Genomic DNA, 16,279 nt, shown 5'->3' on the forward strand with positions numbered 1-16,279 from the left:
CTCACGGTCTCGCAGGTAGGTTCGCTCAATGATCGAGATGGAACTCAAGCTGTTGCTCGACGATGCGGGTGCCGAGAAACTTCGCAAGGCGGCCACCGCCCGCGGCGCGAGACCCGAGAACTCCACCCTGCTCACGCGCTATTTCGACACCGCCGAGAAAGCGCTCGGCCGCGCCGGCATTGCCTTGCGGATGCGGCGCGAGAAGCGGCGCTGGACCCAGACGGTGAAGGTCCGCGAGCGCCACACCGGCGGCCTCAGCTCGGCGCGCGAGGCGGATGCACCGGCTCCCGGCGGGCGCATCGATATCGCCCGGATCCCCGAGGAGGACCTGCGCCTCGCGGTCGAGGACGCCGTCAACGGCCACGACCTTGCTCCCGTGTTCGAGACCGACATCAAGCGCGCGCGTTTCCGCCTCTCGCCCGACGGCACAAGCCAGGTCGAGCTTGCGATCGATCTTGGCGAGATCCGCGCGGGCGACCGTTCGGCCCTGCACCGCGAGGCCGAGTTCGAGCTGATCTCCGGCGATCCCGGCGCCCTGTTCACCGCGGCCCGCGGCCTCATCCCCGAGGGCGGGCTCGTGTTCTCGACGCGCTCGAAGGCCGAGCGTGGCGCGCTGCTCGCCGCCGAGGGCCGGATCGGTGATCCCACGGAGCCACGCAAGTCCAGGGTGACGCCGCTCGATCCCGACATGACCGCCGAGGCCGCGGCGCAGGCCGTGCTGGCCGAGTGCCTCGACCAAGTCGCCGCGAATGCCGAAGCCGTCAGGGCAGGGGACGACCCCGAGGGGCCGCACCAGCTGCGGATCGGGCTCCGCCGGCTGCGCAGCGCGCTCAAGCTCTGGCGCGGACCGCTCGGCGGCGGCTGGCTCGCGGACCTCGAGGGCGAGGCGAGATGGCTGGGCGCCGAGGTGGGGCGGCTCCGCGACCTCGACGTGACCCTGCACGACCTTGTCGCTCCGGCGGCGCGGGCTGCACCCGACGAGCCGGGTTTCGCACCCCTGGCGGCCGCGGTGGAGGCACGCGCCGGTATCGAGCGCGCCCATCTGCGCGAGACGCTGCGCGGCCCGCGCGTCCAGGGCTTCCTGTTCGATCTTTCCGAGTTCATCGCCCTGCGGCGCTGGCTAGATCCGTCGGACCACGAGCAGACCGGGCGCCTGGCCGAGCCGATCTCGGTACTGGCCGCGCGCGAGCTCGACGCTGTCTGGCACCGCGCCGCGCGGCGCGCCAAGGGGATCGATCATCTCGACATCGAAGCGCGCCACGAGTTGCGCAAGGCGCTCAAGACGTTGCGCTACGCGGTCGAATTCTTTGCGCCGCTCGCCTCGGGCAAGAAGGTCGCGGCCGTCGTCAAGCCGTTACGGGCCCTGCAGGACCTCTTCGGCAATCTCAACGATCTGGCCATGGCCGAGGCCATGTTCATGACCGAGGACGCGTTTGCGGGCGGCAACCCGGCGGCGGCACGGGCTGCCGGGCGGGTGATCGGCGCGCGCGCCGCCCTGGCCGAGGAGGACTGGCAGACTGCGCGCGATCGGTGGCATGCCCTGAAGTCGGTCAAGCCGTTCTGGCGCTGACCCCACGCGCCGGGGATGCCCCCCACCGCCATGAGTTCTCAGGTGCCCGAGTTCAGCGCCCTCAGCCACAGGTGATAGGCGCTGTGATCCTTCTCGGCCATGCCCAGCTTGTGCGTGAGATCGGCGTAGGCCTGCCGCGCGGCCTCGGTCAGCGGCAGGCGGATGCCGGCCCTGCGCGCGGCTTCGATCGCGTTGTCCATGTCCTTGAGCTGCACGCGCGCCATGGCGCCGGGGCGGAAGTCGTCGGCGATCATCCGGCTGCCATGCAGCTCGAGGATCCGGGACGTCGCGAAGCCCCCCATCAGCGCGGTCTGCACCTGCTTGGGGTCGCAGCCGCCGGCGACGGCCAGGGTCAGTGCCTCGGACACCGCGCCGATCGTGATGCCGACGATCACCTGGTTCGCGAGCTTCGCCGTCTGCCCCGCACCGTGTGGCCCGACATGCGTGGCTTTGCCCATCGCCGCGAAGACCGCGGCCGCACTGGCAAAGTCCTCGTCGCGTCCGCCAACCATGATCGCGAGCCGTCCCTCGACGGCGCCGACCTCGCCGCCTGAGACCGGCGCGTCGAGATGGCGGCAGCCGGCGGCCTCGAGCGCCTGGGCATGATCGCGCGCGAGGTGGGGCTCGATCGAGGACATGTCGATGAAGAGCACGCCTTCGGAATGCTGGAACAGCTGCTCGCCGAGGACGATCTCGGTTACCACAGCGCCGCTCTCGAGCATCGTGATGACCGCATCGGCGCCCGCGACGGCGAGTTGCGGCGTGCCCGCGACCTCGGCGACGTCGGCCAGCGCCTCGGCTTTCGCCCGTGTCCGGTTCCAGACCCTCACGGCGAACCCCGCGCGCGCAAGGTTGCGCGCCATCGGTGCCCCCATGATGCCGGTGCCGAGCACCGCAATGCTGCGAATGGCCATGATCCTGTCCCCTCGATTTCTTGATTTCGCTCCCGCGGCTGAAGCCGTGGGAGCGCAGGGATGCACGCTGTGTCAGGCTGCCGGCACCACCACCTGACGCTGGCGGCCCAGCCCGTCGATGCCCAGCTCGACCACGTCGCCGGGCTTGAGCCAGGCGGGCTCCTTCATGCCGAGGGCCACGCCGGGGGGGGTCCCGGTGGGGATCACGTCACCAGGCTCGAGCGTCATGAAGCGCGAGATGTAGCTGACCAGATGCGCCACGCCGAAGATCATCGTCCTGGTCGAGCCGGTCTGACGGCGCCCTCCGTTCACGTCGAGGAACATTCCCAGATTGCCGATGTCTCCCGCCTCGTCGCGGGTGACGAGCCAGGGTCCGAGAGGGCCGAAGGTGTCGTGGCTCTTGCCCTTGATCCACTGGCCGCCGCGATGGATCTGGAATTCGCGTTCCGAGACATCGTTGAACACGGCAAATCCAGCGACATGGTCCATCGCCTCGGCCTCGGTGACGTTCTTCGCGCGGGTGCCGATGATGACGGCCAGTTCCACCTCGTAGTCGAGTTTGGTCGAGCCCACTGGCTGCTCGATCTCGTCGTTCGGCCCGCAAAGCGCCGAGATCGCCTTGCCGAACAGCACCGGCTCGTCCGGCACCGGCATCCCGGCCTCGGCGGCGTGGTCGGCGTAGTTCAGGCCCACGCAGGCGAACTTCTGGACGCCGCCCACGCAGGCGCCGATGCGGATGGCGGGGTCGATGGCCGGAAGTGAGGCGGTGTCGAGCGCGGCGAGGCGTGCGAGCCCGGCAGGTGACAGCACGTCACCCGCGATGTCGTCGACAATATCCGAGAGATCGCGGATGACGCCGTCGCCATCCAGCAGGGCAGGGCGCTCGCGCCCCGGCTCGCCCACGCGCATGAGTTTCATCTGACCCCCTCGTCCTCCTGCGGCTTCAACCGGTCCAGCCGCCGTCGATCACATGCGTCTGGCCGGTCACGAACGCGCTCTCGTCCGACGCAAGATAGACCACCAGATGCGCGACCTCGGCCGCCGACGCGAAGCGTGCCATCGGCTGGCGCGCCAGGAAGGCCGCGCGCGCCGATTCATAGTCGCCCTGTGCGCGCATCCGCTCGGACAGCGACGGCGTATCGACCGTGCCGGGGCAGACCGCGTTGCACCGGATGCCCCGGGTCACGAAATCCCGCGCCACCTGCTTGGTCAGGCCGATGACCGCGCCCTTGGTGGCGCCATACACGGCGCGGTTCGGCGCGCCCGTGATCGACGACACCACCGAGGCGATGTTGACGATAGATCCCGCGCCGCGGTCGAGCATGCCCGGCAACGCCGCGCGGATCGTGCGGAACACCGATTTGACGTTCAGATTGAAGGCCGCGTCCCATTGCTCCTCGGTCGCGTCGAGAATCGTGCCGTGATGGACGACGCCCGCGCAGTTCACCAGCACGTCGGGCTCGGCGCGCGCCATCACGTCGGCGATCGCCACCGGGTCACGCGCATCGAGCGTCATCAGCTCGGCGCCGCCAAGCGTCGAGAGCGTGCCGAGGTCGATATCGGTCGCGAAGACCTCCGCACCCTCGGCCACGGCGGCCTCAGCGCAGGCCCGGCCGATGCCCGCCGCCGCCGTCACGAGGACGCGTTTTCCCTTGAGCCGCATCGGCTTCCCCTTCAGTCGTCAGATGTCACGTGAACCGCTACCAGATCGAGCGTCGCCTCCTGCGGCGCGATGGCGCGAAAACTCTCGCTCACGCCTGAGGTGACAAGCGAGCGCTCGACGATCAGCAGGGTGTTGGGCTCGTGCTCGTCGCAAAGGCCGGCCATGAATGCCAGCTCCTTCTCGGCGACCGGGCGCGCGGTTTCGAGGTCGGGCGCCCCCCATGCCTCGACGAAATGTGCGGCCAGGCGCTCGACAAGGGCGCGGTATTCCTGCTCCTCGATCTTGGCGGTGGCGACGAAGGTCGCCCGGCCGAAGCTCTCGAGGCCCAGCCAGCCATTGGCGAAAGCCTGGCGCCGCTTGCCGCTGAGGTCGTCTTCGGACCAGTTGGAGAATTCGAACGCCCCCGATACCGCCCATTCGTCGGGCTGAGCGGCCCGCTCGAACACGTTCTCGTCCGACTGGTCGAAGCGCAGGGTGCGGGCGAGCCTCATGTTGCGTCCTCGAGCATCGAGCTGAGCGGCCGCAGCTCGGTCGTTTCGCCGCGGCGCACGAGCTGGCCGCCGTGTTCATCCAGCCCCACAAAAGTGCCGCCGTCATCGAGCGCCTCGCCGATACGCCAGCCGCGTTCGCGCCAGGCTGCATGAAGCGGCGGGAATCCCTCGGTCTCGAGCCGGTTGAGCCAGACCAGCATGTGCCGCGACCAACTTTCAAGCAACTGGAGGGGCGTAACCTCGATGCAGCCTTCCTCGGCAAGGCAGGTCTCGTCCGCGAAGGCGCCCGGCTCCTCGGCGCGTTCCGCCGGGGGGATGAAGGGGATCTCGACGCCGATCACCAGCCAGTCTGGCTCGGCGGCGGGCTCGGTCGTCGAGGCTTGTGCCCGCATGCGTCCGCAGCGCGCGCCGTTCACGCGAAAGCCGTCGGGCCAGTCGTAGTGCACCGCGACCTCGGGCGGGGCAAGCGCGCCGAGCGCATCGCCAAGGCCAAGCGCCACGGCGAATGTCGCCCCCATCGCCTGCTGGAGCGGCTGTTCCGGGGCGAGGATCACCGCCGCCGACAATCCGTCGGCGTCGGTCTGCCAGATCACCAGCCCCGGATCAGTGCCGAGGGACGCAACCGAAACCGCCCGGCGCATCGGGTCGAGGCCAAAGGGTGCCTCCTCGCCTCGCAGCAACGGCGGAAACATCGGTGCCGGGGCGCCGCGCATCAGATCTTTCCGGTGTCGATGAGCCGCTCGGCGGCGTCGATGAAGGCGCGGGACTGTGGGCTGGAGGGGCGCGCCGCGACGATCGGCGCGCCTCCATCGCCGGCTTCGCGGATCGCCAGATCGAGCGGGATCTCGCCGAGGAAGGGAATGCCCAACCGCTCGGCCTCTGCCCGGGCGCCGCCATGCCCGAAGATATGCGCCTCGTGGCCGCAATTCGGGCAGATGTAGCCCGACATGTTCTCGATGATGCCAAGCACCGGAACGTCCGTCTTGCGGAACATGTCGAGCGCCTTGCGGGCATCGAGCAGGGCAATGTCCTGCGGGGTCGAGACGATGATCGCGCCGGTCACCTCGGCCTTCTGGCTCAGTGTAAGCTGCACGTCGCCCGTGCCGGGCGGGAGGTCGATCAGCAGCACGTCGAGCCGGCCCCACTGGACCTGGCCGAGCATCTGCTGCAACGCCCCCATCAGCATCGGGCCACGCCAGACGACGGCCTCGCCCTCGGGCACCATGAACCCGATCGACATCGCGGTGACGCCATGATTGCGCAGCGGAAGGATGATCTTGCCATCCGGGCTGGACGGGCGGCCGGAAATCCCCAGCATGCGCGGCTGGCTCGGGCCGTAGACGTCGGCGTCGAGGAGCCCGACGCGCTTGCCCATCGCCGTGAGCGCGATGGCGAGGTTCGCCGCAACAGTCGACTTGCCCACGCCACCCTTGCCCGAGGCAATGGCGACGACGTGATCAACGCCCGGGATCTTCTTCGACGCGGGCTCGGCCGGTTTCTTGCGCCCGATGTTGAGATCGGGCGGCGGGCCCTTCGGCGCCGTGCGCGGGGCCGAGGGCGTCGTGGAGTGCGCGGTCAGCACGGCCGAGACCTTTGCCACGCCGGGAAGTGCCTCGACCGCCGCAACGGCGGCTTGCCTCAGGGGCTCCATGGCCGGGCCCTTGGCGGGGTCGACCTCGATGACGAAGCTCACCTGATCGCCCGAAACCGAAACGGCCTTCGCCATCTGCGCCGCAACGATGTCCTGCCCGAGGCCGGGATCGACGATCTTGGAGAGCGCGTCGAGGACCTGCTCGCGCGTTACGGTCATTCATCCCCTCCGGGCGCGATCTTGCCCTCGACGACGTGCTCCAGCCCGAGCTCGGGAATCGTGAGCACGACCTTTGCGGACACCGGGTTCGCGGGATGCGCCGCGCGCATCGCCTTCTCGATTTCCTGTTGCGAGGTGACGCCAACCTGCTTGAGGAACTTGCGCATCGACATGTTGAAGGCGTCGGAAGTCATTGTTTCTCTCCATTCGGCTTGGTCGCCGCGGCTTCGGCGAGATAGTCGTCGGTCGTGCGGACCTTGGGCCGCTCGCCAAGCCGCATCGGCGAATGCTCGCTGTGATACTGCGCCTTGACCCGGCAATCGTCGCACATCTGGATCAGGCGCGTATTGTCCGAGTTGGTGAACATCCAGTGCTTGCCCTGAAGCTTGTCGACGATCTTCTCGATCGTCGACTTCACGCCGAAGAGCTTGCCGCATTCGATGCAGGCGAAGGGCTCTTCCTCCTTGAGGACGCGTGGCGCCAGAACGGCGTCCGACAGGTCGAGCCGAGGCTCGAGACGGATCGCGTCCTCGGGGCAGACATTTGCACAGAGCCCGCACTGGATGCAGGCCTCCTCGCGGAAGCTCAGTTCGGGCCGGTCTTCGTTGTCGAGAAGCGCGCCGGTGGGGCAGAGGCCCGCACATGAGAGGCAGAGGGTGCAGGCGTCCTGGTTGACCAGCACAGCGCCATAGGGTGCGCCCTTGGGGAGCGGCACGGGTGCGTCGGGAAGCTGGCCGCCCGCAAGTGCCTTGGCTGCAAGGCGCACGCTCTCGCGCCGGCCGCCGGCGGCAAGGATCGGCTCAACCGCGAGCGCAGTGGGGCGGTCACCGTAGAGAAGATCCGACATTTGGTCGGGATCCGACGGGTCGATGACGCGGAGGCGCCCCGCATCGACGCCGGCGCCCTCGGCGATCGCGTCGGCCAGAGCCATCTGTGCCTCGATGACCGAGCGCTCGGTCTTTGGCCCTGCCAGCACGATCACCTCGGCGTAGCCCATCGCCAGGGCGACGAGTTGCTCGGCATGGCCGATGGCGGTGAGTGACGTTGTTTCGAGCGGGATCACGTCGCCGGGCAGTCCGCGGCCGAAACGGGCGGCGAGGCGGATCATTTCGGCGCCATGCTCGGCATCGTGGATCAGCAGGCGTGGCGACGCGCCGCCGGCGGCGGTGTAGGCCTCGGCCATCACCCGCATCTTGCGGAAGAGGAACTGCACCGGCGGATCGTCGGTCGAGGCGGCGCCGGAGGGGCACACCGCGTGGCATGCGCCGCATCCCGCGCACACCATCGGGTCGATGACGACCGTTTCCTCGCCGGGGGCGATCGCGCCGGTCGGACAGACGTCGAGGCACCGCGTGCAGCCGATCTTCCGCGCGCGTGAATGGGCACAGAGGCTGTCGTCAAAGCGGATGAACAGTTCGCGCTCGAAGGAGCCTTGAAGGTGACTGGCCTCGAAGATCGCGCGCTCCACCGCGAGCGGGTCGCCGGGATCGGCACGCAGATACCCGTCGCGCTTGTGATGGGCGGGAACGAGTGGCTGGCCGCCACTGAGGTCGACGAAGACGTCGCACTCGCTTCGTGCACCGTCTTTCGGCGCCTCGAAGGTCAGAGCCCCGCGTCCGGCGGCCGAGAGTTCGGCGAACCGGTCCGCCGTCAGAGTGAACTGGCCCAGCGCCCCGGAGAGGTTGCGGATCCGTCCGGTGACAACGTCGACATCCGTGCCCGCCTCTAAGACGTCCTCGGGCTCGGTCAGCATCACCGTAACGGTGAGCGTTTCCGCCAGCCGTCGCGCGGCGGGCAGGGCCACGTCCGCCGATCCGTAGACGAGGCAGAGACCATCGGAACTCACATCCATCAGGGGCACGGGCGGCCGGGCCAGCCGCTCGCCCGCAATGAGAGCGGCCTGCTTGGGACCGGATCTTTCGTCCGACCAGCCGGCGCGGTCGCGGATGTCGATGCACGAAAGACGGTCCGGTGCCCCAAGCTCGTCGGCGATCTCGCTGAAGAACCCGGCCATCTGGCCGCAGGCGACGATCACGTCGTCGCCCGACGACAGCGCCGCGACCGCGGACTCGGCCTCCGGGCCGCAAAGGTGGCTGTGGATTCGGCTCGTGGCCACATCGCATGCCGATGCGATTGCGTCTGCGTCCGGCTTGAAGGTTCCCGTGCAATCACACAGCAGAATGCGCGGCTTGGTGCCTGCCATCTTTCCTCCCCACACCCGTCTTCCGCGGGTGCGCGACCATCCTACCGATCGGTGCGTAGAGCCAAATCGACCGGTCGGCAAGTGTTTCACTCGGATTTCCGCGATTTGAAGGAGCGCTGGCAATTGGTCACTTCACAAAACCAGTTCGTGGGTGTTACCCCCAATCTGGAGAGGCCTTGAAAGGGAGTCCGCGTGGACGAGCGATCTGCGAGCATTCCGCTGGGCGTGGTGATCCGTCGGCAGCCGGGTGTGACCCGCTGGGCGAAATGGGTCTGGCGGGCGGTCGCGGTTCTGCCCGGGGCGGCGTCCGCCGACTGGCAAGAACTGCGCCGCGAGGGCGAGGCCGTCGAATACCACGCTGCCACGCTCCCCCTCACGGTCTACAGGTCGGAAACCGAGGCATACCGGATCGTCCTGGCGGCAGAGTCGCCGTCGGTCTTCGTCGTGCTCCACCCGTCGGAAGAGGCGTCGCCGGATCGGCCATACGTTGTCCATTCGGTCACCGTCTCGGCGCACGAGGCGCAACAGGCCCTCGACTCGGGCGAGGAACTGGTCGAGCCGGTTCCGATGCCGCCCCCCCTCTATGCATGGCTTGCGGATTTCGTCGATCGTCACCACGCGGACGAGACTTTCATGAAGCGCAAGCGCGGCCCTGCGGTCGAGATGCAGTCCGAGGACGGCAAAGGTGACGCCCGAATTCGCCAAGCCGCCGATGTCTATCGCAGCCCCGCGAGCCGGCGGAAGGGAGAGCTGCATTGAGCACGCGCGACCCTGATCGCGAGGCTGATTTCCTGGGGCGGTGGTCGCGCCTCAAGCGCACACGCGCCGCGGAGGAGACAGAGGCCGCGCAGACTCCTCCCACGACAGACGCGAACGCGGAGAAGGCCGAGCCCGAGCAGAGCGACAAGACCGATGACGAGGTGCTGGCCGATCTTGGCTTGCCGCATCCGGAAACGCTCTCGGCCGGGGACGACTTCTCGGCGTTCATGGTCAAGGCGGTCCCCGAGCATCTGCGGCGAATTGCGTTGCGCAAGCTCTGGACGACGAATCCGGTCCTGGCATGCCTCGACGACCTGGTCGACTATGCCGACGACTATACCGACGCGGCGGTTGCCGTCGAAAAACTGTCCACGGGCTATCGGGTGGGGCGAGGGTTCCTCGCCGACGATTCCGACACGACCGCGGCTCAGCCTCAACCTCAGGCGGTAGCCGGTGACGAGGCCGAGAATACGCCGGCGTCCGATCCAGTTCAGGCGAGCGTGGAGCAGGCCGACGACGCGGGGGAGGGCCAGCAGGTTGCCATCGACGACCGCGCCGAGATGAACGCGCTGCCGGATCAGAGCGAGGACGACGACGGCGCGTCAGGCGCAGCCAAGGATACTGTCGCGCCTGATACGGATGGTCCGGCCGCCCGGTCCGCGGCAGACGATGAGGGGCGGCGTTCCACCCAGCGCCGCCGGATGCGGTTCCGTCTGGCGGATTCGTGATCTCCCGCCGTCGAATTGAATAGGGCCGATTGGTAAGTCTGATTGACCCCATCACAGAATCGGGCTTAGCATGCAGAACTTGGGCGTCGCATCTGCGGCGGCCAGCTTGGCGTGCAAGCAAAACAACGGCACATGAGAATGCCGCTGGGAGGGTGACTTGGGAGAAGCAGCCCCACAATTCGAGGTGGCCGAGGAAGACGGCCTGCGCGCCGATCTCTATGACCTGCTTGGCGCATTGCTGTCTCGGCCGCCATCGGCCGACCTGCTCGCGCAGGTGGCAGAACTCGATGGCGACACCGGCGAAATGGGCCGCGCGGTAAACGCGCTGGCGAGGGTTGCGCGCTCGACGACCCAGAAGGCCGCTGAACGCGAATTCAATGCGCTTTTCATCGGGTTGGGCCGCGGAGAGCTGCTTCCTTACGCCAGCTATTACATGACGGGTTTCCTGCATGAGCGTCCGCTCGCGGTGCTGCGCAACGACATGGCGCGGCTCTCGATCGCCAGGGCGCCGAATGTCTACGAGCCGGAAGACAACATCGCCTCGCTTTGCGAGATGATGGCTGGTCTGATCCGCGGCCGCTTCGGCGCGCCCGCATCGCTCGTGACGCAGAAGGACTTCTTCAACGCGCATGTCGGGCCCTGGGCCGGACATTTCTTTAAGGATCTCGAGGGCGCGCAGGGCTCGGTGCTCTACGCTCCCGTGGGGGCGCTTGGCCGCGCCTTCATGGAGATCGAGCGCGAAGCGTTTCGGATGGGGGCGTGAGCCCGCACTCCGTTACGGGCCCCGGCCTCGCGCCGTGACCCATCAACCGGCGGACCGATCGTGGTTCGTCCCAACTGGGAGAGGAGCATATGAGCGACGACAAGGCCACGGCCAGCCGCCGCGATTTCCTCCGGCTCGCGGGGCTCGCGGCTCCGGCGGCTGCGGTGACGGTGGTCACCGGCAAGCCGGCCGAAGCAGCGGTCCCCTCGGCGTCCGACGGGTATCGCGAGACGGAGCATGTCCGGAAATTCTACGAGAGCGCGCGCTTCTGACTTGAAGCGAAAAGCGGGGGACGGTTGCGAGATGCCCAGAACCCGAAGCGATGCTCGTAGCGGGCCCAAGGCCCGGATCAAGGGGAGTTGAAATATGCTCAGGAAGAAGACCGACGGGGTAGCGAGAGGCCCCCGCGAAGAGTCTGTCCTGTCCAAGATCGCGCAGAGCGCGGTCGACCGCCGCGCCTTCCTGCGCGGCTCGGGTCTCGCCATCGGCGGGCTCGCGGCGCTTGGCGCCGTCGGCGGTACCGTGCGCAAAGCCGAAGCGGCGTCGCCCGGGACCGGTGCCATCGAGATCAAGAAGTCCGTCTGCACGCACTGCTCGGTCGGCTGCACCGTGCTTGCGGAGGTGCAGAACGGCGTCTGGACCGGGCAGGAGCCTGGCTGGGACAGCCCGTTCAACCTCGGCGCGCACTGCGCCAAGGGCGCGGCGGTGCGCGAGCACGCGCATGGCGAGCGCCGGCTGAAATACCCGATGAAGCTGGTGAACGGCGAGTGGACCCGGATCGACTGGGAAACCGCCATCAACGAGATCGGCGACCAGATGCTGGCGATCCGCGAGGAAAGCGGACCTGACAGCGTCTACTGGCTGGGCTCGGCCAAGCACAACAACGAACAGGCCTACCTGTTCCGCAAGTTCGCGGCCTACTGGGGTACGAACAACGTGGACCACCAGGCCCGTATCTGTCACTCGACCACGGTCGCAGGTGTCGCGAACACCTGGGGCTACGGTGCGATGACGAACTCCTACAACGACATCCACAACTCGAAGGCGATCTTCATCATCGGCGGCAACCCCGCCGAGGCGCACCCGGTTTCGCTGCTTCACGTGCTGAAGGCGAAGGAGGAGAACAACGCGCCGCTGATCGTCTGCGATCCGCGCTTCACGCGGACGGCGGCCCATGCCGACGAGTTCGTCCGGTTCCGTTCCGGCACGGACGTCGCGCTGATCTGGGGCATCCTCTGGCACATCTTCGAGAACAAGTGGGAGGATACCGAGTTCATCCGCACCCGCGTCTGGGGCATGGACCAGATCCGTGCCGAAGTCGCAAAGTGGACACCGGAGGAAACCGAGCGCGTGACCGGCGTGCCGGGGCGTCAGCTCGAGCGCGTCGCTCGGACGCTGGCCAACAACCGTCCGGGCACCGTGATCTGGTGCATGGGCGGCACCCAGCACACCAACGGCAACAACAACACGCGCGCCTACTGCGTGCTTCAGCTTGCGCTGGGCAACATGGGCGTCGCCGGCGGCGGCACCAATATCTTCCGTGGCCATGACAACGTGCAGGGTGCGACCGACCTCGGCGTGCTCGCTGACACGCTGCCCGGCTACTACGGCCTCACGGCCGGCTCGTGGGCCCACTGGGCGCGCGTCTGGGAAGAGGACCTCGACTGGCTCAAGGCCCGCTTTGCCGTTATGCCGGGTGCCGGTGCCGAGGGCAAAGACCGGATGATGATGAACGAGAAGGGCATCCCGGTCAGCCGCTGGATCGACGGCGTGCTCGAGGCGAAGGAGAACCTCGACCAGCCCGACAACACGCGTGCCATGGTCCTGTGGGGGCACGCGCCGAACTCGCAGACCCGCATGGTCGAAATGAAGACGGCGATGGAGAAGCTCGACCTCCTGGTGGTGGTCGATCCGTTCCCCACCGTCTCGGCGATCCTGCACGACCGCAAGGACGGCGCTTATCTCCTGCCGGCGACGACGCAGTTCGAGACCTCTGGTTCGGTCACGGCGTCGAACCGCTCGCTGCAGTGGCGTGAGAAGGTGATCGAGCCTCTCTTCGAGTCGAAGACCGATCACGAGATCATGAAGCTGTTCGCGGACAAGTTCGGCTTCACCGACAAGATGTTCCGCAACATCGCGATCGAGGGCGACGAGCCGAACATCGAAGACATCACCCGGGAGTTCAACCGCGGTATGTGGACCATCGGCTATACCGGCCAGTCGCCGGAGCGGCTCAAGCTCCACATGGCGAACCAGCACACCTTCGACAAGACGTCGCTGCGTGCGCTGGGCGGTCCGGCGGATGGCGACTTCTACGGCCTGCCATGGCCGTCGTGGGGCACCCCCGAGATGCGGCATCCGGGGACGCCCAACCTGTACGACATGTCGAAGCCGGTCAGCGAGGGTGGCCTCACCTTCCGAGCCCGCTTCGGCGTCGAGCGTGACGGTCAGAACCTGCTCGCGGAAGGGGTCCACTCGGCCAATTCCGAGATCAAGGACGGCTATCCCGAGTTCACCATGCAGATGCTGATGGACCTGGGCTGGGATGGCGACCTGACCGACGAGGAGCGTGCCTCCATCGAGAAGGTGGCCGGCGCCCCGGACAAGGTCGGCGGCGTGAACTGGAAGACCGACCTCTCGGGTGGCATCCAGCGCGTGGCGATCAAGCACGAGTGTGCGCCCTTCGGCAACGCCAAGGCGCGGACGGTGGTCTGGAACTTCCCGGATCCGGTGCCGCTCCACCGCGAGCCGCTTTACACGCCGCGCTACGACCTCGTGGCGGACTATCCGACCTACTCGGACCGGAAGTTCTGGCGTGTGCCGACGATGTACGAGTCGATCCAGAAGACGGACTTCTCGAAGGACTATCCGATCATCCTCACCTCGGGCCGTCTGGTCGAGTACGAGGGTGGCGGCGACGAGACGCGGTCCAACCCGTGGCTCGCCGAGCTGCAGCAGGAGATGTTCGTCGAGATCAATCCGTTCGACGCGAACGGCCTGGGCATCCGGAACGGCGAGCAGGTCTGGGTCGAAGGTCCCGAGGGCGGCAAGGTGAAGGTTGCCGCCATGGTGACCGAACGTGTCGGTCGTGGCGTTGCCTTCATGCCCTTCCACTTCGGTGGACACTTCCAGGGCGAGGATCGCCGGTCCAAGTATCCGAAGGGGGCAGACCCCTACGTGCTCGGCGAGTCCACGAACACCGCGCAGACCTATGGCTACGACTCGGTCACCCAGATGCAGGAGACCAAGGCCACGCTCTGCAAGATCATGAAGGCCTGAGGGGAGGACACCTGAATGGCACGAGTAAAGTTCCTCTGTGACGCCGAGCGCTGCATCGAATGCAACGCTTGCGTGACGGCGTGCAAGAATGAGCATGAGGTGCCCTGGGGTATCAACCGCAGGCGCGTCGTGACGATCAATGACGGTGTTCCGGGCGAGCGGTCGATCTCGGTCGCCTGCATGCACTGCTCGGACGCTCCTTGCATGGCCGTATGTCCGGTGGACTGCTTCTACCAGACCAATGATGGTGTGGTGCTGCACTCCAAGGACCTGTGCATCGGCTGTGGCTACTGCTTCTATGCGTGCCCCTTCGGCGCGCCGCAGTATCCGCAGGCGGGCAACTTCGGCAGCCGCGGCAAGATGGACAAGTGCACCTTCTGTAACGGCGGTCCCGAGGAGGATCACTCCTCGGCCGAGTTCCAGAAGTACGGCCGCAACCGTCTGGCCGAGGGCAAGCTGCCGCTCTGCGCCGAGATGTGCTCGACCAAGGCGCTTCTGGCGGGTGACGGAGACCAGGTCTCCGACATCTATCGCCAGCGCATCGTGGCCCGGGGCTTCGGCACGGGCGCGTGGGGCTGGGGCACGGCCTACGAGCGCAAGGGCAGCTGATCCGCTGTCCGCTTGTCAGGATAGGGGCGGGGCGCGCAGACGCGCGCCGCCCCAAATCCATGTTCTCCTCGGTTGACGAGGGATGAGCCGGTCGGCAGTCCGGGAAGGCACCGGGGTGCGGAACGTCTGTCGGTAAGACACACAGGGAGTTTCGGTCATGCGCGCGAGACGGCGTGGCACGATTGTCGGGGCGTCTGCCCTGGCGCTCGCTTTGGCGATTTTCTTCTTCACCGCTCTGCAGATGAGCGTGCTGATCGGCGAGGCAGGGGCGCAGTCGTCCGACCCGCAGCTCGGCGCGAACGCCGAAACCACTGAACCCGGGGCCGGTATCATCCGTTCGGCTGGCGGCTCGGTCCGCCCGCCGGCGAACGCCGAGACGAATGCTCCGACCGAGCCGGGGGTCGCGCGAGAGCTCGATCTCGTGGACGAGATGAGCCCCGCAAAGGCGCAGACGCCGCTTGTGATCCTGGGACCAAATTCCGACGCGAGCGTGTGGTCGGCCGTGCGCCACGGAGTCGAGGGACAGGTCTCGATCCCGGACGCGAAGGCGGGCCAGCTGATCCAGAGCTTTGGCACCACGTGGGAGTGGCTGCGCTCCCAGGACGGTCCGCTCTTCAAATGGGGCGGCTATGCGCTCGGCGGCATGGTGGCACTACTTGCCGTGTTCTACCTGCTGCGCGGGCGCATCCGCATCGAGCACGGACCGTCCGGCGTGATGATCGAGCGTTTCAAGCCGATCGAGCGATTTGGCCACTGGCTGCTCGCGGTCTCGTTCATCCTTCTGGCGCTCACCGGGCTCAATCTTCTTTACGGCAAGGAATTGCTGCTTCCCCTGATCGGCAAGGACGCCTTCGCAGCCGTCGCCGAAGCCGGGAAGTTCGTTCACAACAACGTGGCATGGCCGTTCATGCTTGGCCTCGTCCTCGTCTTCGTGCTGTGGGTCTGGCACAACATCCCCAGCTACATCGACCTGATCTGGCTGGCGAAGGGCGGCGGCCTGTTCTCCAAGGGCGTGCATCCGCCCAGCCGCAAGTTCAACGCCGGTCAGAAGCTGATCTTCTGGGCGACGATCCTGCTTGGAGTGTCTGTCTCCGCCTCGGGGCTGTCGCTGCTGTTCCCATACGAGCTGCCGCTCTTTGCGAAGACGTTCCAGGCATTGCATCAGATCGGCATCACCTCGCTCTTCGGCTTCGAGCTTCGGACCGACCTGACCGCGATCGAGGAGATGCAATACGCGCAGGTCTGGCACACGATCGTCTCTCTCGCGATGATGGTGATCATCATTGCCCATATCTACATCGGCTCGCTGGGCATGGAGGGAGCCTTCGACGCGATGGGCACGGGCATGGTCGACCGGAACTGGGCTATCGAGCATCATGGGCTCTGGGTCGAGGAGATGGAGGGCCGCCAGGGAACTGGAGGCTCCGGCGCGGCGACAACGCCGGCCGAGTGAGCTTCCGTCGGGGCGCGCGATGATGACCGGCTGCCCA

Annotated in this window: 16 protein-coding genes; 8 read left to right on the forward strand and 8 right to left on the reverse strand. The window is 67.3% G+C overall.

The annotated features are described in order from the left end of the window. Positions 1 to 28 precede the first annotated feature (28 nt). Positions 29 to 1,570 (forward strand): CYTH and CHAD domain-containing protein, encoded by a 1,542-nt coding sequence (locus H0I76_RS00415; RefSeq protein ID WP_200605611.1) that lies wholly within the window; start codon positions 29 to 31, stop codon positions 1,568 to 1,570. A gap of 38 nt (positions 1,571 to 1,608) precedes the next feature. Here the strand turns inward: H0I76_RS00415 and H0I76_RS00420 are convergent, their stop codons facing one another. From H0I76_RS00420 to H0I76_RS00455, 8 genes are all read right to left on the reverse strand, one after another. Then, positions 1,609 to 2,484 carry an NAD(P)-dependent oxidoreductase gene (locus tag H0I76_RS00420; protein WP_234455032.1) on the reverse strand — a complete coding sequence of 292 codons (876 nt, stop codon included), beginning with the start codon at positions 2,482 to 2,484 and terminating at the stop codon, positions 1,609 to 1,611. A gap of 72 nt (positions 2,485 to 2,556) precedes the next feature. Continuing rightward, positions 2,557 to 3,402, reverse strand: coding sequence for a fumarylacetoacetate hydrolase family protein (locus tag H0I76_RS00425; RefSeq protein WP_200605613.1), 846 nt, complete (start codon positions 3,400 to 3,402; stop codon positions 2,557 to 2,559). A gap of 25 nt (positions 3,403 to 3,427) precedes the next feature. After that, the gene (locus H0I76_RS00430; protein ID WP_200605615.1) at positions 3,428 to 4,147 is read right to left on the reverse strand and encodes an SDR family oxidoreductase; all 720 of its coding nucleotides are present in this window, start codon (positions 4,145 to 4,147) and stop codon (positions 3,428 to 3,430) included. Between the two features lie 11 nt (positions 4,148 to 4,158). Further along, positions 4,159 to 4,638: a DUF6505 family protein gene (locus H0I76_RS00435; protein WP_200605617.1), complete on the reverse strand. Its 480-nt coding sequence runs from the start codon at positions 4,636 to 4,638 to the stop codon at positions 4,159 to 4,161. After that, on the reverse strand, positions 4,635 to 5,351 hold the full coding sequence (locus H0I76_RS00440; RefSeq protein WP_200605619.1) for a biotin/lipoate--protein ligase family protein: 717 nt from the start codon (positions 5,349 to 5,351) through the stop codon (positions 4,635 to 4,637). Before H0I76_RS00440 ends, H0I76_RS00435 begins: the two co-directional genes overlap by 4 nt. Then, positions 5,351 to 6,448 (reverse strand): Mrp/NBP35 family ATP-binding protein, encoded by a 1,098-nt coding sequence (locus H0I76_RS00445; protein WP_200605621.1) that lies wholly within the window; start codon positions 6,446 to 6,448, stop codon positions 5,351 to 5,353. Before H0I76_RS00445 ends, H0I76_RS00440 begins: the two co-directional genes overlap by 1 nt. Continuing rightward, positions 6,445 to 6,642, reverse strand: coding sequence for a DUF6494 family protein (locus H0I76_RS00450; protein ID WP_200605623.1), 198 nt, complete (start codon positions 6,640 to 6,642; stop codon positions 6,445 to 6,447). Before H0I76_RS00450 ends, H0I76_RS00445 begins: the two co-directional genes overlap by 4 nt. Beyond that, positions 6,639 to 8,651 (reverse strand): 4Fe-4S binding protein, encoded by a 2,013-nt coding sequence (locus tag H0I76_RS00455; protein ID WP_200605625.1) that lies wholly within the window; start codon positions 8,649 to 8,651, stop codon positions 6,639 to 6,641. Before H0I76_RS00455 ends, H0I76_RS00450 begins: the two co-directional genes overlap by 4 nt. A 192-nt stretch (positions 8,652 to 8,843) precedes the next feature. Between H0I76_RS00455 and H0I76_RS00460 the strand changes: the two genes are divergently transcribed. From H0I76_RS00460 to H0I76_RS00490, 7 genes are all read left to right on the forward strand, one after another. Next, positions 8,844 to 9,410, forward strand: coding sequence for a DUF3305 domain-containing protein (locus tag H0I76_RS00460; RefSeq protein ID WP_325166020.1), 567 nt, complete (start codon positions 8,844 to 8,846; stop codon positions 9,408 to 9,410). Beyond that, the gene (locus H0I76_RS00465) at positions 9,407 to 10,138 is read left to right on the forward strand and encodes a DUF3306 domain-containing protein (protein ID WP_234455034.1); all 732 of its coding nucleotides are present in this window, start codon (positions 9,407 to 9,409) and stop codon (positions 10,136 to 10,138) included. Before H0I76_RS00460 ends, H0I76_RS00465 begins: the two co-directional genes overlap by 4 nt. A gap of 157 nt (positions 10,139 to 10,295) precedes the next feature. Continuing rightward, complete coding sequence (locus H0I76_RS00470; RefSeq protein WP_200605627.1) at positions 10,296 to 10,901, forward strand: TorD/DmsD family molecular chaperone; 606 nt, start codon at positions 10,296 to 10,298, stop codon at positions 10,899 to 10,901. A gap of 89 nt (positions 10,902 to 10,990) precedes the next feature. Further along, positions 10,991 to 11,173, forward strand: a complete 183-nt coding sequence (locus H0I76_RS00475) for a twin-arginine translocation signal domain-containing protein (RefSeq protein ID WP_200605629.1) — start codon at positions 10,991 to 10,993, stop codon at positions 11,171 to 11,173. A 94-nt stretch (positions 11,174 to 11,267) separates the two neighbouring features. Continuing rightward, positions 11,268 to 14,180, forward strand: coding sequence for a formate dehydrogenase subunit alpha (locus H0I76_RS00480; RefSeq protein WP_200605631.1), 2,913 nt, complete (start codon positions 11,268 to 11,270; stop codon positions 14,178 to 14,180). 15 nt (positions 14,181 to 14,195) lie between these two features. After that, entirely contained in the window at positions 14,196 to 14,789 is a 594-nt protein-coding gene (fdh3B, locus tag H0I76_RS00485; RefSeq protein WP_200605633.1) for a formate dehydrogenase FDH3 subunit beta, read from the forward strand. A 157-nt stretch (positions 14,790 to 14,946) separates the two neighbouring features. Continuing rightward, positions 14,947 to 16,242, forward strand: coding sequence for a formate dehydrogenase subunit gamma (locus H0I76_RS00490; RefSeq protein ID WP_200605635.1), 1,296 nt, complete (start codon positions 14,947 to 14,949; stop codon positions 16,240 to 16,242). The last annotated feature ends 37 nt before the right edge of the window (positions 16,243 to 16,279 follow it).

Origin of the sequence: Thermohalobaculum xanthum (assembly GCF_016623495.1) — a bacterium.
Classification (GTDB): domain Bacteria; phylum Pseudomonadota; class Alphaproteobacteria; order Rhodobacterales; family Rhodobacteraceae; genus Thermohalobaculum; species Thermohalobaculum xanthum.

Bases quoted from the DNA above. Each gene is read 5' to 3' on its own strand.
- H0I76_RS00415 (WP_200605611.1), top strand. From the start codon at position 29: ATGATCGAGATGGAACTCAAGCTGTTGCTCGACGATGCGGGTGCCGAG.
- H0I76_RS00420 (WP_234455032.1), bottom strand. From the start codon at position 2,484: ATGGCCATTCGCAGCATTGCGGTGCTCGGCACCGGCATCATGGGGGCA.
- H0I76_RS00425 (WP_200605613.1), bottom strand. From the start codon at position 3,402: ATGAAACTCATGCGCGTGGGCGAGCCGGGGCGCGAGCGCCCTGCCCTG.
- H0I76_RS00430 (WP_200605615.1), bottom strand. From the start codon at position 4,147: ATGCGGCTCAAGGGAAAACGCGTCCTCGTGACGGCGGCGGCGGGCATC.
- H0I76_RS00435 (WP_200605617.1), bottom strand. From the start codon at position 4,638: ATGAGGCTCGCCCGCACCCTGCGCTTCGACCAGTCGGACGAGAACGTG.
- H0I76_RS00440 (WP_200605619.1), bottom strand. From the start codon at position 5,351: ATGCGCGGCGCCCCGGCACCGATGTTTCCGCCGTTGCTGCGAGGCGAG.
- H0I76_RS00445 (WP_200605621.1), bottom strand. From the start codon at position 6,448: ATGACCGTAACGCGCGAGCAGGTCCTCGACGCGCTCTCCAAGATCGTC.
- H0I76_RS00450 (WP_200605623.1), bottom strand. From the start codon at position 6,642: ATGACTTCCGACGCCTTCAACATGTCGATGCGCAAGTTCCTCAAGCAG.
- H0I76_RS00455 (WP_200605625.1), bottom strand. From the start codon at position 8,651: ATGGCAGGCACCAAGCCGCGCATTCTGCTGTGTGATTGCACGGGAACC.
- H0I76_RS00475 (WP_200605629.1), top strand. From the start codon at position 10,991: ATGAGCGACGACAAGGCCACGGCCAGCCGCCGCGATTTCCTCCGGCTC.
- H0I76_RS00480 (WP_200605631.1), top strand. From the start codon at position 11,268: ATGCTCAGGAAGAAGACCGACGGGGTAGCGAGAGGCCCCCGCGAAGAG.
- fdh3B (WP_200605633.1), top strand. From the start codon at position 14,196: ATGGCACGAGTAAAGTTCCTCTGTGACGCCGAGCGCTGCATCGAATGC.
- H0I76_RS00490 (WP_200605635.1), top strand. From the start codon at position 14,947: ATGCGCGCGAGACGGCGTGGCACGATTGTCGGGGCGTCTGCCCTGGCG.